The sequence below is a fragment of the Serratia sp. NA_13 genome (genome assembly GCF_052691735.1).
In genome coordinates this window covers 31,873-56,736 of record NZ_JBQZFV010000004.1, presented here as the reverse complement: position 1 = coordinate 56,736, position 24,864 = coordinate 31,873, and the positions used below count along the sequence as shown (strand labels likewise).

22 protein-coding genes are annotated in these 24,864 nt (G+C 55.4%); 9 read left to right on the top strand and 13 right to left on the bottom strand.

Features of this window, described 5'->3' with window-relative positions; translation table 11 throughout:
- Window positions 1–11: 11 nt before the first annotated feature.
- Complete coding sequence (locus tag ACUTSU_RS08705) at window positions 12–218, bottom strand: MbtH family protein (protein ID WP_445652433.1); 207 nt, start codon at window positions 216–218, stop codon at window positions 12–14.
- The gene (fes, locus tag ACUTSU_RS08700; RefSeq protein WP_445654034.1) at window positions 193–1,563 is read right to left on the bottom strand and encodes an enterochelin esterase; all 1,371 of its coding nucleotides are present in this window, start codon (window positions 1,561–1,563) and stop codon (window positions 193–195) included. The genes ACUTSU_RS08705 and fes overlap by 26 nt, the downstream gene beginning before the upstream one ends.
- A gap of 263 nt (window positions 1,564–1,826) precedes the next feature.
- On the opposite strand from fes, the gene ACUTSU_RS08695 reads away from it, so the two are divergent.
- Complete coding sequence (locus tag ACUTSU_RS08695; RefSeq protein ID WP_445652435.1) at window positions 1,827–4,106, top strand: TonB-dependent siderophore receptor; 2,280 nt, start codon at window positions 1,827–1,829, stop codon at window positions 4,104–4,106.
- Window positions 4,107–4,319: 213 nt separating this feature from the next.
- On the opposite strand, the gene ACUTSU_RS08690 is transcribed toward ACUTSU_RS08695, so the two are convergent.
- The 3 genes from ACUTSU_RS08690 to budA all read right to left on the bottom strand — a co-directional run bounded on the left by ACUTSU_RS08690 (window position 4,320) and on the right by budA (window position 8,571).
- Window positions 4,320–5,894, bottom strand: a complete 1,575-nt coding sequence (locus ACUTSU_RS08690) for an ABC transporter substrate-binding protein (RefSeq protein ID WP_445654033.1) — start codon at window positions 5,892–5,894, stop codon at window positions 4,320–4,322.
- Window positions 5,895–6,066: 172 nt separating this feature from the next.
- Window positions 6,067–7,752: an acetolactate synthase AlsS gene (gene alsS / locus ACUTSU_RS08685; protein ID WP_445652437.1), complete on the bottom strand. Its 1,686-nt coding sequence runs from the start codon at window positions 7,750–7,752 to the stop codon at window positions 6,067–6,069.
- A gap of 39 nt (window positions 7,753–7,791) precedes the next feature.
- Window positions 7,792–8,571: an acetolactate decarboxylase gene (budA, locus tag ACUTSU_RS08680; protein WP_445652438.1), complete on the bottom strand. Its 780-nt coding sequence runs from the start codon at window positions 8,569–8,571 to the stop codon at window positions 7,792–7,794.
- Between the two features lie 379 nt (window positions 8,572–8,950).
- Here budA and ACUTSU_RS08675 point away from each other — a divergent pair, with 379 nt between their 5' ends.
- Entirely contained in the window at window positions 8,951–9,910 is a 960-nt protein-coding gene (locus ACUTSU_RS08675) for a LysR family transcriptional regulator (protein WP_445654032.1), read from the top strand.
- Here the strand turns inward: ACUTSU_RS08675 and eutC are convergent.
- Together eutC and ACUTSU_RS08665 are read right to left on the bottom strand one after the other, a co-directional pair.
- Entirely contained in the window at window positions 9,889–10,680 is a 792-nt protein-coding gene (gene eutC, locus ACUTSU_RS08670) for an ethanolamine ammonia-lyase subunit EutC (RefSeq protein WP_445654031.1), read from the bottom strand. The genes ACUTSU_RS08675 and eutC overlap by 22 nt on opposite strands.
- Window positions 10,677–12,062 carry an ethanolamine ammonia-lyase subunit EutB gene (locus ACUTSU_RS08665; protein WP_445652441.1) on the bottom strand — a complete coding sequence of 462 codons (1,386 nt, stop codon included), beginning with the start codon at window positions 12,060–12,062 and terminating at the stop codon, window positions 10,677–10,679. The genes eutC and ACUTSU_RS08665 overlap by 4 nt, the downstream gene beginning before the upstream one ends.
- Window positions 12,063–12,202: 140 nt before the next feature.
- Between ACUTSU_RS08665 and ACUTSU_RS08660 the strand changes: the two genes are divergently transcribed.
- Both ACUTSU_RS08660 and ACUTSU_RS08655 read left to right on the top strand, forming a co-directional pair.
- The gene (locus ACUTSU_RS08660; protein ID WP_445654030.1) at window positions 12,203–12,751 is read left to right on the top strand and encodes a nucleotidyltransferase family protein; all 549 of its coding nucleotides are present in this window, start codon (window positions 12,203–12,205) and stop codon (window positions 12,749–12,751) included.
- Window positions 12,752–12,810: 59 nt separating this feature from the next.
- Window positions 12,811–13,287 (top strand): FlxA-like family protein, encoded by a 477-nt coding sequence (locus ACUTSU_RS08655; protein WP_445652443.1) that lies wholly within the window; start codon window positions 12,811–12,813, stop codon window positions 13,285–13,287.
- Window positions 13,288–13,308: 21 nt separating this feature from the next.
- On the opposite strand, the gene ACUTSU_RS08650 is transcribed toward ACUTSU_RS08655, so the two are convergent.
- The 3 genes from ACUTSU_RS08650 to ACUTSU_RS08640 form a co-directional block, all read right to left on the bottom strand.
- The gene (locus ACUTSU_RS08650) at window positions 13,309–14,010 is read right to left on the bottom strand and encodes an RES family NAD+ phosphorylase (RefSeq protein WP_445652444.1); all 702 of its coding nucleotides are present in this window, start codon (window positions 14,008–14,010) and stop codon (window positions 13,309–13,311) included.
- A complete protein-coding gene (locus ACUTSU_RS08645) occupies window positions 14,003–14,764 on the bottom strand; it encodes an integrase (RefSeq protein WP_445652445.1) in 762 nt (253 codons plus the stop codon). Before ACUTSU_RS08645 ends, ACUTSU_RS08650 begins: the two co-directional genes overlap by 8 nt.
- A gap of 146 nt (window positions 14,765–14,910) precedes the next feature.
- Window positions 14,911–15,831 (bottom strand): LysR family transcriptional regulator, encoded by a 921-nt coding sequence (locus ACUTSU_RS08640; RefSeq protein ID WP_445652446.1) that lies wholly within the window; start codon window positions 15,829–15,831, stop codon window positions 14,911–14,913.
- 95 nt (window positions 15,832–15,926) lie between these two features.
- On the opposite strand from ACUTSU_RS08640, the gene ACUTSU_RS08635 reads away from it, so the two are divergent.
- Entirely contained in the window at window positions 15,927–16,919 is a 993-nt protein-coding gene (locus tag ACUTSU_RS08635; protein WP_445652447.1) for a bile acid:sodium symporter family protein, read from the top strand.
- Between the two features lie 34 nt (window positions 16,920–16,953).
- Here the strand turns inward: ACUTSU_RS08635 and ACUTSU_RS08630 are convergent, their stop codons facing one another.
- From ACUTSU_RS08630 to zipA, 3 genes are all read right to left on the bottom strand, one after another.
- Window positions 16,954–17,169, bottom strand: a complete 216-nt coding sequence (locus ACUTSU_RS08630) for a DUF3820 family protein (protein WP_261277627.1) — start codon at window positions 17,167–17,169, stop codon at window positions 16,954–16,956.
- The gene (gene ligA, locus ACUTSU_RS08625) at window positions 17,169–19,190 is read right to left on the bottom strand and encodes an NAD-dependent DNA ligase LigA (RefSeq protein WP_445654029.1); all 2,022 of its coding nucleotides are present in this window, start codon (window positions 19,188–19,190) and stop codon (window positions 17,169–17,171) included. Before ligA ends, ACUTSU_RS08630 begins: the two co-directional genes overlap by 1 nt.
- Window positions 19,191–19,268: 78 nt before the next feature.
- A complete protein-coding gene (gene zipA, locus ACUTSU_RS08620) occupies window positions 19,269–20,267 on the bottom strand; it encodes a cell division protein ZipA (protein ID WP_135317470.1) in 999 nt (332 codons plus the stop codon).
- Window positions 20,268–20,488: 221 nt separating this feature from the next.
- Between zipA and cysZ the strand changes: the two genes are divergently transcribed.
- From cysZ to ptsI, 4 genes are all read left to right on the top strand, one after another.
- Window positions 20,489–21,250 carry a sulfate transporter CysZ gene (cysZ, locus tag ACUTSU_RS08615; RefSeq protein WP_445654028.1) on the top strand — a complete coding sequence of 254 codons (762 nt, stop codon included), beginning with the start codon at window positions 20,489–20,491 and terminating at the stop codon, window positions 21,248–21,250.
- A gap of 184 nt (window positions 21,251–21,434) precedes the next feature.
- Entirely contained in the window at window positions 21,435–22,403 is a 969-nt protein-coding gene (gene cysK / locus ACUTSU_RS08610; RefSeq protein ID WP_135317472.1) for a cysteine synthase A, read from the top strand.
- A gap of 396 nt (window positions 22,404–22,799) precedes the next feature.
- Entirely contained in the window at window positions 22,800–23,057 is a 258-nt protein-coding gene (gene ptsH / locus ACUTSU_RS08605; protein WP_004936458.1) for a phosphocarrier protein Hpr, read from the top strand.
- Between the two features lie 46 nt (window positions 23,058–23,103).
- A complete protein-coding gene (gene ptsI / locus ACUTSU_RS08600) occupies window positions 23,104–24,831 on the top strand; it encodes a phosphoenolpyruvate-protein phosphotransferase PtsI (protein ID WP_012146161.1) in 1,728 nt (575 codons plus the stop codon).
- Window positions 24,832–24,864: the final 33 nt, after the last annotated feature.

Genomic DNA, 24,864 nt, shown 5'->3' with positions numbered 1-24,864 from the left:
TATTATTACCATCACGCCTTACGCTGTGATGCGGGCCGCATATCCTGCCAGTGTTGCTCCAGCCACAGCACGCACAGCGGCCGCGCCGCCGGGCCGAATACCGGCGTCCACCCCGCCGGTACTGCGCTAAATTCAGGCCACAGGCTGTACTGCAGTTGGTCATTGCACACAATCAGGCAAATTTGTTGTTCGTCATCGAACGGGTTCTGATTTTCCATCAAGGACTCCCTGGACAGTGAAGGTGAGTTTGGCTGCAGAGACAGGAAGGCTATCCGCCCACAGCGCTTGCAGCCCGTCGATCAGACCGCCACGCCAGCACAGATAGTCATGTCCGCCCGCCACGACCCGGTATTGCACCCGATGACCGGCATCACGCAGCAAATCCGCCATCCGGTCATTGACCCGATGCGCCACTTTTTCGTGCACCCCGGCTTCCATAAACACTTTCAGTTGCCCTTGGCCGACGCCCTGCTCAACCTGATGCAGCAGCCAGCCGGCATCGGCCGGTATGGCTTCACGCTGATACATATCGCGACGCGGCCACCAGAATGAACCGGACTGGCTGAGCACCCCGCCAAAGCACTGTGGCCAGTGCAACCCGGCATACAGCGACGACAGGCCACCAAAACTCTGGCCGCATACCAAAGTCGTGGCCGGATCACGGCTGTGAGGTGCCCACTCAGCCACCTGCGGCAGCAGCTCTTCTTGCACCGCCAGCCAGAAATCTTCGTTGCAGGCCAGTTCCTGAGTGCGGTGCTTGAGACTGATAATGTCGATCAGCAGATATACCGCCTCCGGCAATTGGCCTTCACGGGTCAACTGCATCAGCGGCTCCCAGACCGGCATGTTGCTCGACCAGAACTGGCCGTCCAGCAATACCGCCAGGGGTCGCTGCGCCGGGTTGCTGTCGCCAGTGGTGTAAACCCAGACGTCACGCGTATTACCCAACCGCTCGCTGTGCCAACTATGGCGCTGCAGCCGCGCAGGCGGTGCTGGCGTACAACGTCCACTGGCCACGGCGTAGCGATCAAAATCCTGCCAAGCCGGTTGCGCGGGTGCCTCCGGCATATGCAGTCCGGACAACACGTTGCCGGAGACACCGGCCCAGGAACGATGGGGATTAAGCAGGTCCTGGGTGGCACCGGCAAACACCTGATGCCACCAGTGACGGATCGAATGCATATTGGCGTGCGCATCCTCACCACTGTGTTCCAGCGGTCGGTCGTCCATACAGGGGATAAAGCAGTAGCTGCCGCGCCAGTCGGCGCTCAGCTCGGTTTGCCAGTACCAGACGTCGGTCCCTTCCAGCCGTTGCAGGCTCTGTGGCGGCGATGACTGGTGGTGGTCGGTCAGACAATTGATGTGGATCCAGACACGTTGATAGGCTGAAGTGAGTTCACATCCCTGCGGATCGCGCCATAAAAATGTGACCTTCCCTCGCCCATCCCCCAGCAACTCCACCAGCGGCGTACCGCGTTTGGCGATATTCAGCCACCATCCATGGCGCCCGGCGTGCTTGCTCGATAATAATCTGCTGCTTTCTGACTCGGATTTTGTTTTCAAAACGCCTATTCACTATTTAGCTGGCAGCTTCAGGAAAGCCGGTAAATTCGCGGCGCGAGGCGCTGCCCAATAAAATCGTAAACCGAATACTATTGATAATTATTTGCGTTTGCAATAGTGTGTACAGGCTCGCAAATCGGGCAGGTATGTTCAACAGGGTTGGATTTTAATTTCCGAAAACACAAAAACTACAACCGCCCTTCTCTACTGCCGGAGGCCTGCTTTCGGTGCCCCGGGGAAGTCAGCAAGGTAGGAACTCTCACATGAACCGCAAATTATCTCGTTATTCCTTAGCCACACTCATCGGGTTAGGGTTAGGCGCGTCCGCCTTTGTGCACGCCGCACAGCAAACTGATACCCCCGCAGAAACCGACAACGTCGCCAAGAATAATAAAGAAACTGCCGAGGACACCATTGTTGTCACCGCCGCCAAGCAGAACCTGCAGGCGCCCGGGGTTTCTACCATTACCGCCGACGAAATCAAAAAACGCCCGCCGGCGCGCGATATTAGCGAACTGATCCGCACCATGCCAGGCGTTAACCTGACCGGCAACTCTACCAGCGGCCAGCGCGGCAACAACCGCCAGATCGATATTCGCGGCATGGGCCCGGAAAATACCCTGATCCTGATCGATGGCAAGCCGGCCACCAGCCGTAATTCAGTACGTCAGGGTTGGCGTGGCGAACGTGATACCCGTGGCGATACCGCCTGGGTCCCCCCGGAGATGATTGAACGCATCGAAGTGCTGCGCGGCCCGGCAGCGGCACGCTACGGCAACGGTGCCGCCGGCGGCGTAGTCAATATCATCACCAAAAAGAATACCAAAGAGCTGCACGGCTCGTTAAATGCCTACTTCAACGTACCGCAGCACAAGCAGGAAGGTTCTACCAAGCGCACCGACTTCAGCCTGTCTGGCCCGCTGACTGACGAATTAAGCTTCCGCCTGTTCGGTGGTTACAGCAAAACCCAGGCCGATGCCTGGGATATCAATGAATCGCATAAATCCGAGCGCGTAGGCATTTATGCCAACAGTACCCCTTCCGGGCGTGAAGGCGTGGAAGACAAAAACATCGATGCCATGCTGCATTGGGATTTTGCCCACCTGCAGTCACTGGAGTTTGAGTATTCCTACGGTCGTCAGGGCAACCTGTATGCCGGGGATACTCAAAACACCAACTCCAACGCGCTGGTGCAAAGTAACTACGGTAAAGAAACCAACCGTATTTATCGTGAAACTTTCGGTCTAAACCACCGGGGGGCCTGGGATAGTGGCGTCAGTACCAACAACTATATCCAGTTCGAACGCACCCGTAATACCCGTCTGAACGAAGGTCTGGCCGGTGGAACCGAAGGCATCTTCGATACCAAAAACGAAGGCTTTGGTACCACCAAACTGGACGATTTCCTGGCGCACAGCGAAATCAGCGTACCCTTTGAACTGGGCGTAACGCAAACCGCGACGCTGGGCACCGAATGGAACCAGCAGAAAATGAAGGACGGCTCCTCCACCAGCCAAACCCTGATGGGCGGCACCATTCCTGGCCAGGCAGCCGGCACCCGCAGCCCTTATGCCTCCGCGCATATCTTCTCGCTGTTTGCCGAAGACAACATGGAGCTGACCGACAGCACCATGCTGACGCCAGGCCTGCGTTATGACCTGCACTCCGAGGCCGGAAACAACTGGAGCCCGTCGCTGAATCTGTCGCAGGAACTGGGCGACTTCTTCACGCTGAAGATGGGGATCGCGCGGGCCTACAAAGCACCGAATCTGTATCAGACCAACCCAAACTATTTGCTCTACAGCAAAGGGCAAGGTTGTTCGTCCAGCGACGTCAAAAATGGCTGTTACCTGCTGGGTAACGACGATCTGAAGGCAGAAACCAGCGTCAACAAAGAGGTGGGGCTAGAGTTCCATAACGACGGCTGGCTGGCCGGCGTGACCTATTTCCGCAATGACTACCACAACAAAATCGAAGCAGGTAACTCTCGCATCGGCACCAGCAGCAAGGGTACCGCTATCTACCAGTGGGAAAACGTGCCTAAAGCGGTGGTGCAGGGATTGGAAGGCACGTTGAACGTGCCGGTCAGCGAGACCGTTTCCTGGACCAACAACGCCACCTATATGATTGAAAACAAGAATAAGACTACCGGTGATTACCTGTCGATTATTCCTGAGTTCACCATCAACTCGACCCTGAGCTGGCAGGCCACAGAGGAGCTGTCGATGCAGTCGACCCTGACCTGGTACGGCCGTCAGAAGCCGAAGAAGTACAACTATCAGGGCAAACCGGTTAGCGGAACCGAAACCAAGGAAGTCAGCCCTTACGCCGTAGTGGGCGCCAGCGCCACCTATGAGGTGACCAAGAACGTCAGCCTGACGGCCGGTATCGACAACCTGTTCGACAAACGTCAGTTCCGTGAAGGGAACTCGCAGAACGTGGGTGACCCGACCACCGGCGCGATTAACATTGCCGGTGCGGGCGCTGCCACCTACAACGAACCGGGCCGGACTTACTATATGAGCGTGAATACCCATTTCTAATGGTGGGATAAACCGGTAATGAAACGGGGGCTGCCATGCAGCCCCTTATATTGCTGACAAAGCAGGAAAAAGCGTGGTTTTTCCTGCTTTGTGGTGAGCAGCCGAAAATCAATAAATTGATTTTCCTGATTTTTGTTTATCAGCCTCTACTCGCTCTGGGCAGGTATGAGGTTTGTCATCAGTCTGGGGGGCTGCCATGCAGCCCCTTTTTAATTATTTCTCAAGCGAAACCTGTTTGAAGATGTGCTTGCCGAACGGGTCAATCTCGTAGCCTTTCACTTCCTTGCGTACCGGCTCAAAAATGGTTGAGTGGGCAATCATCATCGCCGGCATTTGGTCATGCATCATCACCTGCGCCTGCTGATACATCGCCACCCGTTTGGCGTGATCATTCTCTTCACGCGCCTGCTGGATCAGCTTGTCGAACGGCGGATAGCACCATTTGGCCGAGTTTGAACCCCCGTTGGCCGAAACGCAGGTAAACAGCGGGCCGAAGAAATTATCCGGATCGCCGTTGGCGGTGGTCCAGCCCATCAACGCAGCCTGATGTTCTCCGTTCTTTATCCGCTGCAAATATTCACCCCACTCAAAGGTGACAATCTTGGCCTTCACGCCGATTTTCGCCCAATCGGCCTGAATCATCTCCGCCATGCGTTTGGCATTCGGGTTGTATGGCCGCTGTACCGGCATCGCCCACAGATCGATGGCGAACCCCTGCCCCAGCCCGGCCTCCTGCAACAACTGTTTGGCTTTTTCCGGAGAGTACGGATAGTCCCCAATCTGGTCATTGCTCCCCCACTGGCTCGGCGGCAGCAGGTTCTTTGCCGGCTGACCTGCGCCGTGGAATACCGCCTCGAGGATCGCCGGCTTGTTCACCGCCAGCGCCAGCGCCTGCCGCACCTTGAGGTTATCCAGCGGTTTTTTCTGGGTATTGAACGCCAGGAAACCGATGTTCAGCCCTGACTTCTCCATCACCTGGATATTTTTGTCCTCGCGCATGCGCTTGAGATCCGCCGGGTTAGGGAACGGCATCACTTGGCATTCATTCTTTTGCAGTTTGGCAAAGCGCACCGCCGCATCCGGGGTGATCGAGAACACCAGGCGGTCTATCTTCGGTTTGCCCTCCCAATACTGGTCGAATGCCTTGTAGAGGATCTTCGCATCCTTCTGGTACTGCACCAGTTGGAACGGCCCGGTGCCGACCGGATCGTTATCCACTCGCTGTGGCGTGCCGGCCTTCAGCATCGCATCGGCATATTCGGCCGAGAGAATAGTGGCGAAATACATGCCGAGATCTGCCACAAACGGCGCTTCGGCACGCGAAAGTTCAAAACGCACGGTGTTGTCGTCCACTTTGACAATGTTGTTGATCAGCGTGCCAAACTCCATCGACTCAAAATTGGTGTAAGCACCGTTGGAGACCTTGTGATAGGGGTTAGTGGGGTCTTTTTGCCGCATAAAGGAGAAGATAACGTCGTCGGCGTTGAAGTCGCGGGTGGGGGTAAAGTATTTATTGCTCTGGAATTTTACCCCTCTGCGCAGATGAAAGGTGTAATTCTTGCCGTCTTCACTCACCTGCCAGCTTTCCGCCAAGCTCCGTTGCAGCTCGACGGTACCAACTTTGAAGTCCACCAGCCGGTTGTAAATCGTCGCCGAACTGGCGTCAACCGTGGGACCGGAGGTAAACAACTGAGGATTGAACCCTTCCGGCGAACTTTCGGAACAATAAACCAGCGTGCTGGCGCGTGCGCCGCCCATCACCGTCAGAGCCAAGAGTCCCAACGTCATTGTTATCACTTTTGCTTTTGATTTCTGATTCATCGTGCCATCCCCAGAGTAGAAAACAGACTCGAGGGATACCAATAAATCATGCAGTTAGGGATGTAAAGCACAAATTCTGAGCATAAAAAACGGGGAGTGCTGCATGCGGCATTCCCCGTGGTTGCCCGGCTTACTGAAATTAAATCATCTGGCTGAAGTTCATCTGCGCCATCAGTTTGTAGTTGTCGGCGTAATCCACCGGGATAGCCACCACCACCGGCCCCTGAATTTCCATTGCCTTGCGTAGCATCGGCCGCAAGTCTTCCACCGACTGCACGGCAAACCCGACCGCACCGCAGGCTTCAGCATAGGCTTTAAAATCAATCGGGCCGAATTCCACCCCGGATTTACGCCGGTATTTGTTCACTTCCTGCATTTCTACCATGTTGTAGGCGTTATCCACCCAAATGACATGCACGATGTTATTTTTCAGTCGTACTGCAGTTTCCAGCTCCATGCTCGACTGCATAAAACCGCCGTCGCCGGATATAGAGACCACTTTGTCCCCCGGCCGCACCAAAGCGGCACCTATCGCCCACGGCAACGCCACCCCCATGGTCTGTTGGCCGTTGGAAATCAGTAACTGGCGCGCCCGGAAGCTGTAAAGATAACGTGCAATCCAGATGTGGAAACTGCCCATGTCCACGCACAGCGTCACGTCGTCGCTGACGATATCCTGCAACTCTTTCACGATGCGCAACGGGTGAATTGGCATGCCACTGCGCCGTGCCGCGCGTTCTGCCAGTTCATGGCGCTGACGGCCCAGATCGCTGAGGATCAATTCCACCTCCGTCGGCACGCTCACCACGCCGCTAAAGGCTTCGGTCATCATGTCGAGGGTAGCGCTGATATTACCCACCAGCTCAATGTCAGGGCGATAGCAGGTGTCGATATCCGCCAGCAGCACGTCGATATGCACCAGCTTCAATCGGCCCTGGCTGTTCCACATGCAGGGATCGTATTCAATTGGGCCATAACCGACGCTGACCACCAGATCGGCCTTCTGCAATAGTTGGTCGGCGGGTTGATTATTGAATAACCCAACGCGCCCGGCAAAGCGCGCAAAGTGGTTAACGTCGATCACCCCCGCCGCCTGATAGGTACCCACCACCGGCATTTGGGTGCGATGCAGCAACTGGCGCACCGACTCGCTGTTTTCCGGGCGGCTGGCCTGCAAGCCCAACAGCAGCACCGGGCATTTTGCCTGCTGGATCAATTTGACCGCGGCGCGAATATCCTCACTAGCCGCCGCCCCCATGCGTGGCAGTCGGCAACCCGCCAGCACCGGTGCACTGACCGGCTCATTGACGATATCCATTGGCAGACTGATGAAAGAGGCCCCCGGACGGCCGAACTCGGCGTGGCGGAAGGCGTTGGCAATCACCTCTGAAATCGCCGAACCGGCATGCACCTCGGCACAGTACTTGGTCACCGGTCGGAACATGCTGACGGTGTCCATGCTCTGGTGGGTCTGCTTCAGGTTATCGGCACGTTTCACCGCGCCGCCAAAAGCCACTACCGCATCCCCTTCCGAGGTCGCGGTCGCCAGCCCGGTGATCAGGTTGGAACTGCCCGGCCCGGAGGTCACCAGCGCCACCCCGGCCTTACCGGTCAAGCGCCCGACCGCCGCTGCCATAAATGCCGCGTTGGCTTCGTGACGCACCACTACCGTTTCTATCGACGGCGCATCCTCCAACGAATCAAATACCCGGTCTATCTTGGCTCCCGGAATACCGAATACGTGTTTGACGCCCTGCGCCTCCAGATTTTTCACCACCAAATCTGCGCCGCATGCCCAGTTATTGTCTGTTTTTGCTTTGTTCATGGAATACCTCCTGAAAACTAACCCAAGACTGTCGCGGAATTAACCCTCGGCAGAACGAATTGCACGATCCAAATCCTCTGGACAGAGGTCGGCGCGCAGAAAATCCGCGTCATGCGGCAACTGAAGATTGAGACGGGTGATCACACCAAATTGCAGACGGCCATGGTCGAGCTGGTAATCCAGCACGTGCCCACCTCCGTTGCGATCTTCGGTGACAAAATGCTCGTGATAACCGGCCACGCCAACGCCTTGCATATAGTCAGGCGAGCGAAAACCGACCAGCGTGCCCTGGCAGTGATGAAAGGCAAAGGTGGGCTGCTCTTCAATCGCTTCCAGCATTGGGCGATAGGGACGCTCCTGGCGTGGCACAGTCCGGGTTTCCACGTGGCTGAACTCACCGTCGACACGCACCGCGCAGAACAGATTCGGCGAAGCCACCTGTTCATCAATGCACTGATGCAGCTGCGCCTTGGTGATCGGACGATCAAAGTGTTGGGTGACGCTGGGTTGGAAAAAGGTGACGACGGCAAACGGGGTTTTCTGCTGTAGACTGGCCGGCCGCGCGCTACCGTCGGCACGCAACTGGTGAATTTCCTTGTCGAAGGCGATCAGTTCGCCGTCCAGGTGGTTGAAAGTCCCCAGGCCAAAATTACCGTGCCTGAGCAACTCGGCGATGGTGACCTCCCCTTCGTAAACACCGCTGATTAACGCGCTCATCAGCGAGATTTGGTAGAGCTCGCCCTCCCCAACGCTCAGCGACTGCCTGGCAAAGCCCTGCGCCAAATGCTGCGCACAGGCACACCCGTGATCTTCGTTCATAACCTACTCCTCCACCAGCACGGAGTGAAATGCCCCGTGCGTTCAAAATGCTCACCAGAAAGTGAGCAAAGATGTCGTCGGCAATCCGCCCTGTTGGAACGATTCAGCCATCGGCGACAAAAAAACCGGCACGGCAGGCCGGCGACGCCCAATGTCAACAACGGTTTAGTTTCACTAACCATTTTTGCCAGGCAGGACGTCAAATTGAACGGTTAATCTGGTGTTGAAGCAGCTATCAATACCGCAGGCGCACAGCAAGGCCTGAGGAAAACAAGTATTCTAAAGTTCTAAAAACCGCGTGCTTTATGCATTCTTGCTCTACGCGGTGAGGTCACGGCACGTTCTTATCCGCCGCAAGCACCAAAAAAGAGTAGCCGTAATGCGCCAGACGGAGAACCTGGTATTCATAAGAAACGCTTTTGCATATAATGCAAAGATGAATGACGCCCGCTATGTTGAACATCTGCCGATATTTCTTGAGGTCGCCCTGTTGGGCAGCTTCTCCGCCGCTGCCCGCAAGCTGGGAATGGTGCCTTCGTCCCTGGTACGCCACGTCGATACGCTGGAAAATGCCTTGGGCACCACGCTGTTTATCCGCTCAACGCGCGGCCTGATGCTGACAGATGCCGGGGATATGTTGCAGGCGCGCGCCACCACCTTGCTGACAGACATCAGCGATATCCGTGCAGAACTGACTTCGTTGAACGACAAACCGCAAGGTACCTTGCGTATCAGTTGCCTGCCGACCTTTGGCAAAACCTATATCCTGCCGCTGTTGCCTCTGCTTGCCGAGCGCTATCCCCAACTGTTTGTTGAACTGGATTTGACCGAACGTCAGACCGATCCAACCCAGGAACTGTTGGATGCCACCATTCGCATCGGCGAGCAGAAAGACAGTAGCCTGTACGCCAGTCGGATAGCCACCCAGCGCTGGGTGATGTGTGCCAGCCCTGATTATCTCGCTCGCTACGGCAGGCCTTCCGACCTGAACGCTTTGCCGCAGCATCGGCTGATTGCCCGCTACCATAAGCAACAACCGGCCTGCTGGGCGCAGATCCTCAATGCCTCTTTGATTGAGCGCTGTAGCCTGGTACTGCGCTGCGATGACTTTACCGCTCAGCGCGAAGCCGCACTGCTGGGGATGGGGATCACCTTTTTGCCCAACTGGGTGGTCGGGCCAGATATTCAGGCCGGTCGGTTGCTGCCGGTACTGGAGGATCCGCGCCAGGATCAACAGGGTATTTATCTGCTGCGGCCGGTAGCCAAGGTTTCAACCCGCTTGAATCTGTTCATCAACTTACTCAAACAAAGTATCGGTCAGCCACCGAGCTGGGAATGAAGCGGTGTTATTCGCCCCTGCAACGCCGGGTTATCGCTTTCGTCCTTCAATTCTATGCCGGTCAGGCGGCGCTGAAAAGCCTGCTCCAGCAGCCACGCCAGTTTGAACGCAGCCTGCGGGTAGTCCAGCCCCTCCGGACGGACGTTGGAAATGCAATTGCGTTCCGACTCACGCCGCTGGGTATTCGGCCCCCAGGTGAGGTAGATCCCCAGGCTGTCCGGTGATGACAGGCCCGGCCGCTCACCAATCAGCATCGCCACAGCTCTGGCCCCTAAACATTCACCGATATCATCCCCCAGCGCCACCCGCGACTGATGCGCTAACACCAGCGGTGCCAGAGAAAGCCCCAATAATTCGAGATAAGGCCGCAGTGCCTGCAACAACGGCAGTACCTGCCGATGTACCGCCTTCGAGGACAATCCGTCTGCCACCACCAGCAATAAATCCACCGGCTTGTCAGGCAAGCCCAACAGCAGGCTACGGCTGTCCGCGGCCAACCGGCGCCCCAGATCCGGCCGGCTGAGATAAGCGGTACGGTCGACGGCCTGGCTGCGCACCGTCAAGGTTTGCCAGCCCTGAGCCTGCAATGCCCCGCCCAACGTATCGCTGTCAAAGGGCTGATGCACCGCATCACGCGCCTGCGCATGCGCCAGGCCAAATTTAAGCAATTCCTGGGTCGGTAAACTGGATCCCGTACGCCCCAGCGCAATGCGCGCATCGGTAAAAGCTCGCAGCGCATCCCAACTGTTAACGTGAACTGGCTTGCTCATGGTTGCTCTCCCTGTAACGCCAGCAGCAACGGGTGATTGGCCGCGGTGTCGCGCAGTCGGCCCAGATCGTCGGTGATATGCATTTTCGTCAGCCAGTTAGCGAACTCTGGCGCGTGCTTGAGCCCCAACAGTTCGCGGATGTACAGCGCGTCGTGGAATGAAGTGCTTTGATAATTGAGCATGATGTCATCCGCTCCCGGTACACCTATCAGGAAGGTCAGCCCGGCGGTAGCCAGCAGCGTCAACAAGGTGTCCATATCGTCCTGATCCGCCTCTGCGTGATTGGTGTAACACACGTCGCAACCCAGCGGCAAGCCGAGCAGCTTACCGCAGAAGTGATCCTCCAACCCGGCACGGATAATCTGCTTACCGTCGTACAAATATTCAGGGCCGATAAATCCGACCACGGTGTTGATCAGCAACGGGGAGAAATGTCGCGCTACCGCGTAAGCACGTGCTTCGCAGGTTTGCTGATCGACGCCATGGTGCGCATTGGACGATAAGCAGCTGCCCTGCCCGGTTTCAAAGTACATGACGTTATTGCCCAGAGTACCGCGATTGAGGCTCAGCGCCGCCTGCTGTGCCTCCGCCAGCAGCGCCAGATTAATGCCAAAACCGGCGTTGGCCGCCTCCGTTCCGGCTATCGACTGGAACACCAAATCCACCGGTGCACCGCGCTCGATCAGCCGTAGCGTATTGGTGACGTGTGTCAGCACGCAGGATTGGGTAGGAATAGCGAAACGCTGGATCACGTCGTCTAGCATGTGATTGAGTTTTTCCAGCAGCGGCAGGCTGTCGCTGGCCGGGTTGATACCTACTACCGCATCACCGCTGCCATACAGCAGGCCGTCGAGCATGCTGGCCGCGATGCCCTGCAAGCTGTCGGTCGGATGGTTCGGCTGCAGCCGCACGCTGAGGTGGCCCGGCAGGCCAATAGTGTTGCGAAAACGCGTGATCACCCGGCACTTCCTGGCCACCAGGATCAGATCCTGATTACGCATCAACTTACTCACAGCCGCCGCCATTTCCGGCGTAATGCCGGCGGCCACCTGCGCCAGCATCGCGCTGTCTGCCTGCTCACTCAGCAGCCAGTCGCGGAAGTCGCCCACCGTCAGGTGCGAAATTGGCGCAAAGGCCAACGCGTCGTGGCTGTCGATAATCAGCCGGGTGACTTCGTCTTGTTCATAGGGCACCAGCAACTGCTGGAGAAACGTTTTAAGCGGCACCTCCGCCAGCGCTATCCGTGCAGCCATACGCTCCTCTGCACTGTCCGCCGCCACTTCCGCCAGATAGTCGCCGGAACGCGCCGGTGATGCCTTGGCCATCAATTGGCGTAAATCACTGAAACGATAGCTGCGCCGGCTAAGCGTTGCCTGATACATAGCGTCCCCTGTTCTGCCTGAATGCTTACCTGAAGTTGCAAACCCTGTACCAAGTGTAGTCAGTCGACCGGCGAATATATTCTCCTGCGGTTTCGCCCACGGCCACTTCAGGTTACAGTAGCCGCAACAAAGGAGAGGTAATGACCCGGCAACAAGAAATTATCCAATGGTTACAGCAAGATAATGAAAGAATGACGATATTGCGTACCACCCGCCGGCTCGGTCTGAATGACTGGTGCCTGGGTGCCGGCTTTGTGCGTAATCTGGTATGGGATCGGCTGCACGATTACGCCATGCCAACACCGCTCAACGACATCGACGTGATCCATTTTGACGCACAGCGCCCGGAAGCAGAGCGTGACCAGATGCTGGAAGCACGGTTACAAGAATGGTTGCCGCAGCCCTGGTCAGTGAAAAATCAGGCGCGTATGCACCTGCGCAGCGGTCGAGCGCCCTACCTTAACAGCGAAGACGCCATCAGCTATTGGACCGAGCTGGAAACGGCGGTAGGCGTGCGACTAAATGCAGATGACAGCCTACAGCTGGTGGCTCCCTTTGGCCTGGACGGACTGTTCGATGACACCATCACCTTCAATGTCAAAAACGGCGACCTCGACGCTTATGAACAGCGGGTTATCGACAAAGGCTGGTTGCAACGCTGGCCGCGCCTGCGGCAAATCCGCGGGTAAAGTTTTACCCCATTCTGCCGATAACCCGAGCAGCGGAATCAAAATTCAGGGAGAGTATTATGTCGACCAGCATTACCATGATTGTCCCGGTGAAAAACCCCCTCCCCGGCATCAGCAACGTTTTTAGCGCCCCCGGTAATCAAGGCCAGTTACTGATGGCCAAGCCGGTCAACCAGCAGCCGGAACGCGGCAAGATGAAAGAAGCCAGGGAAACTGACGGTAACGATCCGGTGAAAGTGGCCGACAGCAGCGCCTCGGCACGGATTAAGTCGCTGAACAAGCAAATCCAGGGGCTGCAACAAAAGCTGGTAGATCTGAAAGACTCGGATGCCGATCCCAAGGATATTGAAAAACAGAAACAGCTGATTCAGGCGCAGATCAAAATGCTGCAGGCCGAGATCGCCCGCATTCAGAAAGAAGAGATGGAAAAACAGCAGGCAGAGCAAATGGCTAAAGTTGCCGAGCGTATCGCGCCGACCAAAGGCGACGGCATCAACCGTCCAACCGCACTGAATGCCGTGGATGTGTATATTTGAAATGTTCTTTGAACAGATGAATCATTGAATTGGGCCTGAGATATCAGGCTCTTCACCGTCACCCATAAGTACAATACCGAGTTGATCCGCCTCCTCGTCAATCACTTCCAGCACGGTGTCCGAATCAATAATCACTTCAGATTCGACGATGACATCCAACTGCTCCCCCTTAACCCGATCGCCAAACAGCATTAAGGCACTGTCGCCATGCTGTTTGGATGACCATTTCAACCCATGTGCTGCGGGATGAGCCGCATGAATTGCAGAGGCATATTCCTGAGTATAAATATACTGATCGGCTGTCGAGTCCAAGAGCTGAGCTCTATTGATGCCCATTTTTTTCATGGTCTTAGGATTGAGATCGACCAGATTTAAATCAACTTTTGGCGCAATAACCGAATGTGCCAATCCTTGAAGATTGCCCATATCATAAGCCACCCCGTCAGTATATTCCGGAAGGTCATGAAATAGGGTCTCCATCACCGCAACCCCGGTACTGACACCACCATAAATCGTGGGAACTCGTCGCCTCAGGCTGTCGTACACAGGGCTAAATCTGGCACTTCCCCGCGTTCCAGGATTGAACTGTATGGCGGTATAGCAGATAGAATGTACGCGATAAATATGTTGTCCTGCCGGCCAGGTGAAAAAGTTTACCTGCAGATCGCTAATTGGCGGCCGGATCCGACGTTCAACGTCATTTTCGCCCTTACTGTCATCCATGAGTTCCCCTCAACGTTTCCTCTCTGGCCGCAAACAACACCTGTTCCGGCGCGCTGATCAACATGTCTTTGGGCTTATGGCCCCCCAACCAGCTATTGTCAGTCCCAAACCAGGTGGCCAGCCCCCATGATGTTTTCCTTTCACCAAACATCAGGATTATTTTTTTAATTATCGGCAGCGGGCGATACCCTTCATCCAAAGCATATTCCGGATAAAAATCCTTCCCTTGCAACTGAATGGCAAAAATTTTACCTGATGATTTCCAACGATGCGGGCCAGCGCTAGGATTTGCTGATGTAAAACCCGTTTTTTGCGACAAATCATGCGCTGTTAACCACACTGAATCTTCTATGATGGCGGCATTGTGCTTCGCCAAGCGTTCTGTATGACGACGTTGACGTTCAGTTTTTTCATCTTGGCGGGTTCTTGCTTGAACAGTCGGCGTTTTATCTTTCGCCACTGCTGTTAATTTGGCTGTTTTATCGGTGCTATTCTCCGCTTTTCGGGGCGTCAGAGAAGATGATGTATCATCTGCACAACCAGAGAATGCCGTCGCCAGGGAAGTAATAGCCGCTTTCATCGCCGCTTTGATGGCGTCAGTAAAATGCGGAATATGTCCTGTTAAATCGCCAAGCTCTACCACCAAATACTCAGCATTAGATTTGGTTTCAAGCTTGCGAAGCTCAGCCCCGCTAATCGTCTGAATGTTCAACGACGTTTGTACTTCGTGACGTGTCCGCTGTTTAATGACCATATTACCGCCTGAATATCGTGATATCACTTATATTCGTTATGGTACACCGATTAACCCGACCGTCAATGTTGTTCAGAAAACAGGCTTACCCATATTAAAACAGGGCAACCCAACCGCACTGAATGCCGTGGATGTGTATATTTGACTCAGTAATCCGCCTGCAGCTGACGCTGTTGTTGCAGCAAAGCCGCCTGCTGCCCCACCACCTGCCAAATGACCTCTGCCGCTGGGGTCAGCGAGCGGTTTTTACGCCGTACCAACATCAGCGCACGGTTGATTTCCGGCACCAGACGGCGAACCTTCAGCTGGCCGCCTTCCGGCAAGGGTAATGCCAGCGCCGGGAAAATACTGATGCCGATACCCGCGGCCACCATAGGAAACAGCGTAGCCGGGTGGCCGATCTCCTGTACCACCGTCGCTTCCACCCCTTGTTGGCGCAGAGCGCTGTCAATCAACGGTCGGCTACCCGAAGCATAATCCTGCAACACCAAACGGCTGCCGTTCAATGCCGACCAGTGCACCTCGGGCAATTCGGCAAACGGATGATCGTTACGACACAACAGCAGGAAAGGCTCATGCAGAATCGGTTCGCAGTCCAGATCCAATGCCTGAACCGGATCGACCACGATACCAAAATCGACCTCTGCATTGCGAATGCTGTGCAACACCTGCTGCTGCGCCTGATCACGCAACATGATGTGGATATCCGGATACTGCTTTTCCCCGGCGGCAATGCACTGCGGCATCAGGTGCGCGGAGATGGTCTGGCTCGACGCCACCCGCACCGTACCGCTGCGTTGTACACCAAAGCTGCGCGCATCCAACAATGACGACTGCAACTCATCCAGCAAACGTTCAACCCGGTTGGCCAGCCGTTGCCCGGCGTCGGTCAGCAGCACTTCACGGGTGGTACGATCGAGCAGACGAACGCCGATCTCTGCCTCCAGCTCTTTCACACTGTGGCTGACCGCCGACTGTGTCAGGCCAATGGCCTCACCGGCCCGGCTGAAACTGCGGTGCCGGGCAATGGCGACAAAGACTTTGAGTTGTTTAATCGAGTAATTCATGTTTTTTATTCATATATGAATTAAATAAATTAATTTAATTATTATATCCGGTCGCGCGACAATGGGCGCATTGATTTTTCTTCGAGTACGCCGCCATGAGATTTTTGCCCGATCGCTTTACCCTGACGCTGATCGCCACCGTGCTGCTGGCTTCGTTCCTACCGGCGCGCGGCGAGTTCGTCGGCTGGCTGAACGCGCTGACCATCGCCGCTATCGCCCTGCTGTTCTTTATGCACGGTGCCAAGCTGTCGCGCGAAGCCATTCTGGCCGGCAGCAATAACTGGCGGCTGCACCTGTGGGTGATGTTCAGCACCTTTATTATTTTCCCGACCCTCGGCGTACTATTTAAATGGTGGTCTCCGGTCAACGTCAGCCCCGAACTCTATTCCGGTTTTATCTACCTGTGCATTCTGCCCGCAACCGTACAATCGGCCATCGCCTTTACCTCTCTGGCGGGCGGTAACGTAGCCGCTGCGGTGTGCAGCGCATCGGCTTCAAGCCTGCTGGGGATTTTCGTCTCGCCACTGCTGGTCGGGCTGTTGATGAATGTGCACGGGGAAACCGGCAGTCTGCAACAGGTTGGCTCCATCGTGCTGCAATTGCTGGTACCGTTTGTTGCCGGACATCTGTCACGGCCGCTGATCGGCAAATGGATTGAACGCAACCGCAAACTGATTGGCAAGACCGACCAGACCTCAATTCTGCTGGTGGTGTATGCCGCCTTTAGCGAGGCGGTGACACATGGCATCTGGCATCAGGTCGGCATCGGTTCACTGGTATTTATTGTGGTGGGCAGCCTGGTGCTGCTGACGATTGTGCTGGTGGTAAACACTTATATGGCGCGCTGGCTGGGCTTTATCAAAGCCGACGAAATCACCATCGTGTTCTGCGGCTCGAAGAAAAGCCTGGCGAACGGTATCCCGATGGCCAATATCCTGTTTCCAGCCTCGACCGTGGGCATTATGGTGCTGCCGTTGATGGTGTTCCATCAGGTACAATTGATGACCTGTGCGGTATTGGCACGACGTTATCAGAAAAAACAGCAGGAACAACAGCCAACGCCCAACGGGCAAGCCGTGCGGGAATAAATAAATGGGTGCGGCGGATACCGCACCCGGCAGCTCAATTTTTCTTCAGTGGCTTGACCAGGTGGTCGAGCCCTTCAATTTTAATCGCCAACGTCATTTCCATCAGCATGCCGAGCTTGCCCTGGGGAAACTCTCCCTTTCGGGCAAACCACAACAGGTATTCTTCGGGCAGGTCAATCAGCACCCGCCCCTGATACTTGCCGAATGGCATTACCGTATTAGCAATCTCCAACAGATTCTCTTTTTCCATCAGGCACCCAGCAGGCGGATCATTTCCGCTTCGTCGATAACCTCAATGCCCAGTTCCTGCGCCTTCACCAGTTTGGAACCAGCGGCAACACCCGCAATCACCAGATCGGTTTTCTTCGATACGCTGCCGCTGACCTTGGCACCCAGCGCCGTCAGACGATCTTTGGCCTCGTCGCGTGAAAGCTGGCTCAACGAGCCGGTCAGCACCACGGTTTTACCGGCAAACGGGCTGTCTATCTCTTCCGCCACTATCACCACCGGTGCCGGCCAGTTAATGCCGATTTCGTCGCTGACCAGTTCCTGGATAACCTGTTGGTTGAGCTCTTCGTCAAGGAAATGCCGCGTGTGCTTCGCCACGATTTCACCGACCTCCGGCACTTCTTTCAACGCTTCGATATCGGCAACGAGCAGCTTTTCAAGCGTACCGAAGTGTGCAGCCAGATTGGCCGCTGTGGCTTCGCCTACTTCACGGATGCCAAGCGCATACAGGAAACGGGCGAAGGTGGTCTGCTTAGATTTTTCCAGCGCATTGACCAGATTCTGCGCCGATTTCGGCCCCATGCGATCCAGCCCGGTCAGGATCCCGGCGGACAGACGGAATAAATCGGCCGGATTCTTCACGTACTCTTTTTCCACCAACTGCTCGATGATTTTGTCGCCCATGCCATCGACATCCAACGCCCGACGGGAAACAAAGTGCTTCAGCGCTTCTTTGCGTTGTGCCGCGCAGATCAGCCCGCCGGTACAACGTGCTACCGCTTCGCCTTCCACTCTCTCAACGTCGGAACCGCATACCGGACAATGCTGCGGGAATACAATTTCACGCGCGTCCGCTGGACGGCGATCAGCTATCACTCCCACCACCTGCGGGATCACGTCGCCGGCACGGCGCACAATCACCGTATCGCCGATGCGCAGGCCCAAACGTTCAATTTCGTCGGCATTATGCAACGTGGCATTGCTGACGATCACCCCGGCAACCAGCACTGGCTCCAGTCTTGCCACCGGCGTGATCGCGCCGGTACGGCCAACCTGGAACTCCACCTCGCGCACCTGGGTAATCTGTTCCTGCGCCGGGAATTTGAATGCTGTCGCCCAGCGCGGCGCACGCGCCACAAATCCCAGCGTTTCCTGCAGGTCGATATCGTCAATTTTTACGACCACACCGTCGATATCAAACCCTAGTTGCGTGCGCTCCAGCTCCACCTGACGGTAGAACGCCAGCACTTCGTCGCTGCCGGTACAGCATTTGGCGCGATTGCTGACCGGTAAGCCCCAGTCTTTGAACTGCATCAGGCGCTGCCAGTGGCTGCGAGGCAATTCGCCGCCTTCCAGCAGGCCTACGCCATAACAGAAAAAGGTCAGTGGGCGCTTGGCGGTGATACGCGGGTCGAGCTGACGAATCGAACCGGCGGCGGCATTACGCGGATTGGCGAAGATCTTGCCGTCCTTACGACGTGCCTCTTCGTTCATCTGCTCGAAACCGGCCTGCGGCATAAACACTTCACCACGCACTTCCAGCCGGCGCGGGATATTGTCACCTGTCAGTCGCAGTGGAATGGCGCGGATGGTGCGCACGTTAGAAGTAATGTTTTCACCGGTTGTGCCGTCGCCGCGCGTTGCCGCGCGAACCAGTTCGCCATCTTCGTACAGCAGGCTGACCGCCAGACCGTCCAGCTTCAGCTCGCAGCAGAAGGTCAGCGGATCGCTGCTCTTCAGGCGATCCTGCACTCGTTTGTAAAATGCCAGGAAGCTTTCTTCGTCGAAGACGTTGTCCAGTGACAACATCGGCACTTCATGACGTACCTGATCGAACGCCGCCAGCGGGGCTGCACCCACGCGTTGGGTCGGTGAATCTGCGGTGATCAACTCCGGATGTGCGCTTTCCAGAGCACGCAGTTCACCCATCAGGCGATCGTATTCCGCATCCGGCACTTCCGGCGCGTCCAGCACATGGTATTGATATTCGTGATGGCGCAGTGAGGTTCGTAGTTGATTGATTTGTTGGATTATCGATTCCATAGCTCACCATCAAAGATAAAAAACCCCCGGCAAGCGGGGGCTTTGTTGTTACGGATGTTCAGTGCGCGTGGCCGTCGATCAGGCGTTGTTTTCCAACACTTCACGAAGGCGCGCTTTGTAGGTTTCCAGCTTCTGCGGGGTCATCATGCGGCGCTCATCGTCCAGCACCACACCGCCCACATCGTCGGCGATCCGCTGTGCCGACTGCAGCATCAGCTTGAAGTTCTGATTAGCGTCGCCATAAGACGGCACCATCATGAACATCGACACGCCCGGCGTAGAGAAATCCGACATCATCTCAGGATCAAAGGACCCTGGCTTAACCATATTCGCCAGGCTGAACAGCACAGGACCGCTGCCCGCTGGGCTGATATGGCGATGGAAGATGCCCATTTCACCAAACTGGAAGCCCGCCTGCAGCACGCTCTGCAGCAGAATTTCGCCGCCGATCACGCCACCCTGATGTGCGGTAACGTGCAGCACCAGTACGGTTTCTTTCAGTTTTGCCGGTTTGATGGCAGCTGGAGCAGGCTGAGGCTCGTGCGCCACCGCTGGTTTCACTTCCGGCTGCGGCTGATGAGCAGGTTCGGCATGGAACGCCGGCTCTGCTGCAGGTGCCACAGGCGGGAGATCGTCAACGCGCGGTTCACGGCGCGGCGCAGGCTGCTGCGGCTCATCGTCTTCGTCCTGCGCGTAGTTGTCCAACAGGATGTCATCATAATCCGGCCGCTGAGACAGCGGTGGTGGAGTCTGATGGGCAGCCGGTTGAACGGCACGCGGTGCTGGCTCAGCCGCCGGAGCAGGCTTGGGCGCAACCACGGGTTCTTCGCGAGCGGCATCAAAATGACCAAAGGACGGCTCGTCTTCCGGGTGAGCGGAGCGTACACGCACCTCCCCCACACCTTCATCGAGCTCGTCGATCGGGGATTGTTCACGTTCCTTTTTGGAACGTTTGGCTGGGCGATCGCGAAAAAGCGATGAGCGTTCCTTACGACTGGTCCAAAGACCGTGCAATAACAACGCTATTATGGCGATCGCGCCAACAACGATTAATATCAGACGCAAATCCTGCATCATTGCTATCTCTGTTGTTCCAATACATTGCCACCGCGGCAAACATTCACTCTTTAACTCTATTTGCCCGAGCACACAAGTGCAAGTCCGTGCTGAACTTTATGCCAATAAAGATGATTATACTGCCTTTTTTTGCTGTTTTTTCAGCCAATGTCACCCTAGCCAGTAGAAAATCATCCCGATATGATAGCTAAGCCTGTTCAGACAAAGAGATAACTTAAGATATGTCCTATACGCAGTCACCTTCTCACTCCGCCAGCGGCCTGCATTATTTTGCCGAAGGCTGGCGCCTGATTTCACGCCCGGGGATTAAACGCTATGTAGTATTGCCATTGCTGGTCAACGTATTGCTGATGGGGTCCGCCTTCTGGTGGCTGTTCAGTCAGCTCGGCGACTGGATCCCCAGCATGATGAGCCATGTTCCCACCTGGCTGCAGTGGCTTAGCTATTTACTGTGGCCGCTGGCGGTCATTTCCGTACTGCTGGTGTTCAGCTATCTGTTCAGTACCATCACCAACCTGATTGCCGCCCCCTTCTGCGGCCTGCTGGCCGAGCAGTTGGAAGGCAGCCTGACCGGCAAACCGCTGCCCGACACCGGTATCTTTGGCATAGTGAAAGATTTGCCGCGCATTATGACGCGTGAATGGCGCAAGCTGGCCTACTACCTGCCACGCGCGTTGTTGTTGCTGATACTCTATTTCATTCCAGGCATTGGCCAGACGGTGGCGCCGGTGCTGTGGTTCCTGTTCAGCGCCTGGATGTTGGCAATCCAGTATTGCGATTACCCGTTCGATAACCACAAGGTGAGCTTCGCCGATATGCGCCGCGCACTGCGCCAGCATAAGACCGACAATCTGCAGTTTGGCGCCATGGTCAGCCTGTTCACCATGATCCCCATTCTCAATCTGGTGATCCTGCCAGTCGCGGTTTGCGGTGCCACGGCGATGTGGGTTGATCGTTACCGCCCACAATTCGTTCGTTCCTGAGCCGTTTTATCGGCCACATTACGATTAATTCTTCGACAGGGCGCGCAATTTGCGCCCTTCTCCTTGTGCTTAAAACTTATTTCCTAATAACATATAGATATACCAATTCTTTACTTCCCTGCCGGTACTGTTAGCGTATGCTTTCGACGTTCCCCACATTTTTCATAGAGTTAAAGGACGGGCTATGAGCAAGATATATGAAGACAACTCATTAACGATCGGCCATACGCCGCTGGTTCGTCTGAACCGTATCGGCAACGGACGCATTCTGGCCAAGGTTGAATCACGCAACCCGAGCTTTAGCGTCAAATGCCGCATCGGTGCCAATATGATTTGGGACGCAGAAAAACGCGGTGTCCTGGTCGCCGGCAAAGAACTGGTGGAGCCAACCAGCGGCAACACCGGTATCGCACTGGCGTTCGTCGCAGCCGCACGCGGCTATAAGCTGACGCTGACCATGCCGGAAACCATGAGCATCGAACGCCGCAAACTGCTCAAGGCGCTGGGGGCCAACCTGGTGCTGACCGAAGGCGCTAAAGGCATGAAAGGCGCGATCGCCAAGGCAGAAGAAATTGTCGCCACCGATCCCAACCGCTACCTTATCCTGCAGCAGTTCAGCAACCCGGCCAACCCGGCGATCCACGAACAAACCACCGGCCCGGAAATCTGGGAAGATACCGATGGCGAAGTTGACGTTTTCATCTCTGGCGTCGGTACCGGCGGTACGCTGACCGGTGTCAGCCGCTATATCAAGAACACCAAAGGCAAGGCGATTACCACCGTGGCGGTGGAACCTACCGACTCACCGGTGATCACCCAAGCGCTGGCTGGTGAAGAAATCAAACCGGGCCCACACAAAATTCAGGGCATTGGCGCAGGTTTTATCCCCGGCAACCTGGATCTCGACCTGGTTGATCGCGTCGAACAAATCACCAACGACGAAGCCATCAGCATGGCGCGCCGTCTGATGGACGAAGAAGGCATTCTGGCCGGCATTTCCTCCGGTGCCGCCGTGGCCGCAGCGGTGAAACTGGCTGAAGAACCAGAGTTCGCCGACAAAACCATCGTGGTGATATTACCTTCCTCCGGCGAGCGCTATTTGAGCACCGCCCTGTTCGCCGATTTGTTCACCGAACAAGAATTGCAACAGTAGTGCCAACCGCGCACTAATCGCTAAAAAAGCACCCTACGGGGTGCTTTTTTGTGGACTGGATCAAAGTTTATAGCAGTCGAAGATTGATTTTACCCGCCAGCTTTAGTATTTAACGGTGCATTATTTCGATGCGCGAAATTAATCACTCTCAATTCGTTGTTTAGGCTGAATCGATTTACTCGTTTGTCGCGGATGCGGTAAACACGGCATAATGGAGAGCGGATTTAAACGACGGCAGAAGCCAGTTTTTTTTGATCTGAAGTGCCAAACTCGTCGTTTTCTGTTGCATCAATGCTCGCCCCTGTACCATAGTCAGGCGCTAACCAGACAAGCTAAAGTCATACCCTTGGGTTAACCTTTAGCTCCACAACACACCAATAAGTTGGGGAAACATCAATGTTCCAGCAAGAAGTTACTATTACCGCTCCGAATGGTCTGCACACTCGCCCTGCCGCTCAGTTCGTGAAAGAAGCCAAAGGTTTCACGTCTGACATCACCGTGACCTCTAACGGTAAAAGCGCCAGCGCCAAAAGCCTGTTCAAACTGCAAACTCTGGGGCTGACTCAAGGGACCGTAGTGACCATCTCCGCTGAAGGTGAAGACGAGCAGAAAGCCGTTGAACACTTGGTAAAACTGATGGCAGAGCTTGAGTAATCGGCCCGTCTTCTTAGTTAACACCAGTCAAGAGTAAGGTAGGGTTATGATTTCAGGCATTTTAGTATCACCGGGTATCGCTTTTGGTAAGGCTCTCCTACTGAAAGAAGATGAAATTGTCATCAACCGGAAGAAAATCTCTGCAGACGCTGTAGAGCAGGAAGTCCAACGTTTTCTTGATGGCCGCGCCAAGGCATCCGTGCAGTTGGAAGCGATCAAGACCAAAGCTGGCGAAACCTTCGGCGAAGAGAAAGAAGCTATCTTCGAAGGCCATATCATGCTGTTGGAAGACGAAGAGCTTGAGCAGGAAATCATAGCCCTAATCAAAGACGATCTGGCTTCTGCTGACGCGGCTGCCTACACCATCATCGAAGGCCAGGCGAAAGCGCTGGAAGAACTCGACGATGAGTACCTGAAAGAGCGTGCGGCCGACGTACGTGACATCGGTAAACGCCTGCTGCAGAACATTCTTGGCCTGGCTATCGTCGATCTGAGCTCAATTCAGGACGAAGTGATCCTGGTTGCTACCGATTTGACCCCGTCTGAGACCGCGCAGTTGAACCTGGACAAGGTTCTGGGCTTCATCACCGATCTCGGCGGCCGTACTTCACACACCTCCATCATGGCGCGCTCCCTGGAATTGCCGGCAATCGTAGGCACCAGCGACGTCACCAAGCAGGTGAAGAACGATGACTACCTGATTCTGGACGCGGTTAACAATAAAATTTACGTTAACCCAACCGCTGACGTTATCGATCAGCTGAAAGCCGAACAGAACCAGTACGTGACCGAGAAAAACGATCTGGCCAAGCTGAAAGACCTGCCGGCGATTACGCTGGACGGTCATCAGGTTGAAGTCTGTGCCAACATCGGCACCGTGCGCGACGTCGCAGGTGCAGAGCGCAACGGCGCTGAAGGTGTCGGCCTGTATCGTACCGAATTCCTGTTCATGGACCGCGACTCACTGCCAACCGAAGACGAGCAGTTCCAGGCCTATAAAGCCGTTGCGGAAGCCGTGGGCTCACAGGCAGTCATCGTACGCACCATGGACATCGGCGGCGACAAAGACCTGCCGTACATGAACCTGCCGAAAGAAGAGAACCCGTTCCTCGGCTGGCGCGCCATCCGTATCGCCATGGATCGCAGAGAAATCCTGCACGCCCAGCTGCGTGCTATCCTGCGCGCCTCCGCGTTCGGCAAATTGCGCATCATGTTCCCGATGATCATTTCGGTAGAAGAAGTTCGCGATCTGAAAGGCGAAATCGAGACGCTGAAAGCGCAATTGCGTGAAGAAGCCAAGGCGTTTGATGAAACAATTGAAGTGGGCGTGATGGTGGAAACACCGGCCGCGGCGGTGATTGCTCATCACCTGGCGAAAGAAGTCGACTTCTTTAGTATTGGGACAAACGATCTAACCCAGTATACTCTGGCGGTAGATCGCGGCAATGAGCTGATTTCTCATCTCTATAACCCGATGTCCCCATCAGTGCTTGGCCTGATCAAACAGGTTATTGATGCATCTCACGCAGAAGGCAAGTGGACCGGCATGTGCGGTGAACTGGCTGGCGATGAGCGTGCTACACTGTTGTTATTGGGCATGGGGCTGGATGAGTTCAGCATGAGTGCGATTTCAATCCCGCGCATCAAGAAAATTATACGTAATACTAATTTCGAAGATGTGAAGGCGTTGGCAGCGCAAGCCTTGGCACAGCCAACGGCGCAAGATCTGATGAATTGCGTGAATAAATTCATCGAAGAAAAGACGCTCTGCTAAACTTCCACGACACTGGAACGCCGCCCAATTTAA

Excerpts from the sequence above, each read along its gene's own strand:
- ACUTSU_RS08705 (WP_445652433.1), bottom strand. The coding sequence starts at position 218 with ATGGAAAATCAGAACCCGTTCGATGACGAACAACAAATTTGCCTGATT.
- ACUTSU_RS08695 (WP_445652435.1), top strand. The coding sequence starts at position 1,827 with ATGAACCGCAAATTATCTCGTTATTCCTTAGCCACACTCATCGGGTTA.
- ACUTSU_RS08690 (WP_445654033.1), bottom strand. The coding sequence starts at position 5,894 with ATGACGTTGGGACTCTTGGCTCTGACGGTGATGGGCGGCGCACGCGCC.
- alsS (WP_445652437.1), bottom strand. The coding sequence starts at position 7,752 with ATGAACAAAGCAAAAACAGACAATAACTGGGCATGCGGCGCAGATTTG.
- budA (WP_445652438.1), bottom strand. The coding sequence starts at position 8,571 with ATGAACGAAGATCACGGGTGTGCCTGTGCGCAGCATTTGGCGCAGGGC.
- ACUTSU_RS08675 (WP_445654032.1), top strand. The coding sequence starts at position 8,951 with ATGCGCCAGACGGAGAACCTGGTATTCATAAGAAACGCTTTTGCATAT.
- eutC (WP_445654031.1), bottom strand. The coding sequence starts at position 10,680 with ATGAGCAAGCCAGTTCACGTTAACAGTTGGGATGCGCTGCGAGCTTTT.
- ACUTSU_RS08665 (WP_445652441.1), bottom strand. The coding sequence starts at position 12,062 with ATGTATCAGGCAACGCTTAGCCGGCGCAGCTATCGTTTCAGTGATTTA.
- ACUTSU_RS08660 (WP_445654030.1), top strand. The coding sequence starts at position 12,203 with ATGACCCGGCAACAAGAAATTATCCAATGGTTACAGCAAGATAATGAA.
- ACUTSU_RS08655 (WP_445652443.1), top strand. The coding sequence starts at position 12,811 with ATGTCGACCAGCATTACCATGATTGTCCCGGTGAAAAACCCCCTCCCC.
- ACUTSU_RS08650 (WP_445652444.1), bottom strand. The coding sequence starts at position 14,010 with ATGGATGACAGTAAGGGCGAAAATGACGTTGAACGTCGGATCCGGCCG.
- ACUTSU_RS08645 (WP_445652445.1), bottom strand. The coding sequence starts at position 14,764 with ATGGTCATTAAACAGCGGACACGTCACGAAGTACAAACGTCGTTGAAC.
- ACUTSU_RS08640 (WP_445652446.1), bottom strand. The coding sequence starts at position 15,831 with ATGAATTACTCGATTAAACAACTCAAAGTCTTTGTCGCCATTGCCCGG.
- ACUTSU_RS08635 (WP_445652447.1), top strand. The coding sequence starts at position 15,927 with ATGAGATTTTTGCCCGATCGCTTTACCCTGACGCTGATCGCCACCGTG.
- ACUTSU_RS08630 (WP_261277627.1), bottom strand. The coding sequence starts at position 17,169 with ATGGAAAAAGAGAATCTGTTGGAGATTGCTAATACGGTAATGCCATTC.
- ligA (WP_445654029.1), bottom strand. The coding sequence starts at position 19,190 with ATGGAATCGATAATCCAACAAATCAATCAACTACGAACCTCACTGCGC.
- zipA (WP_135317470.1), bottom strand. The coding sequence starts at position 20,267 with ATGATGCAGGATTTGCGTCTGATATTAATCGTTGTTGGCGCGATCGCC.
- cysZ (WP_445654028.1), top strand. The coding sequence starts at position 20,489 with ATGTCCTATACGCAGTCACCTTCTCACTCCGCCAGCGGCCTGCATTAT.
- cysK (WP_135317472.1), top strand. The coding sequence starts at position 21,435 with ATGAGCAAGATATATGAAGACAACTCATTAACGATCGGCCATACGCCG.
- ptsH (WP_004936458.1), top strand. The coding sequence starts at position 22,800 with ATGTTCCAGCAAGAAGTTACTATTACCGCTCCGAATGGTCTGCACACT.
- ptsI (WP_012146161.1), top strand. The coding sequence starts at position 23,104 with ATGATTTCAGGCATTTTAGTATCACCGGGTATCGCTTTTGGTAAGGCT.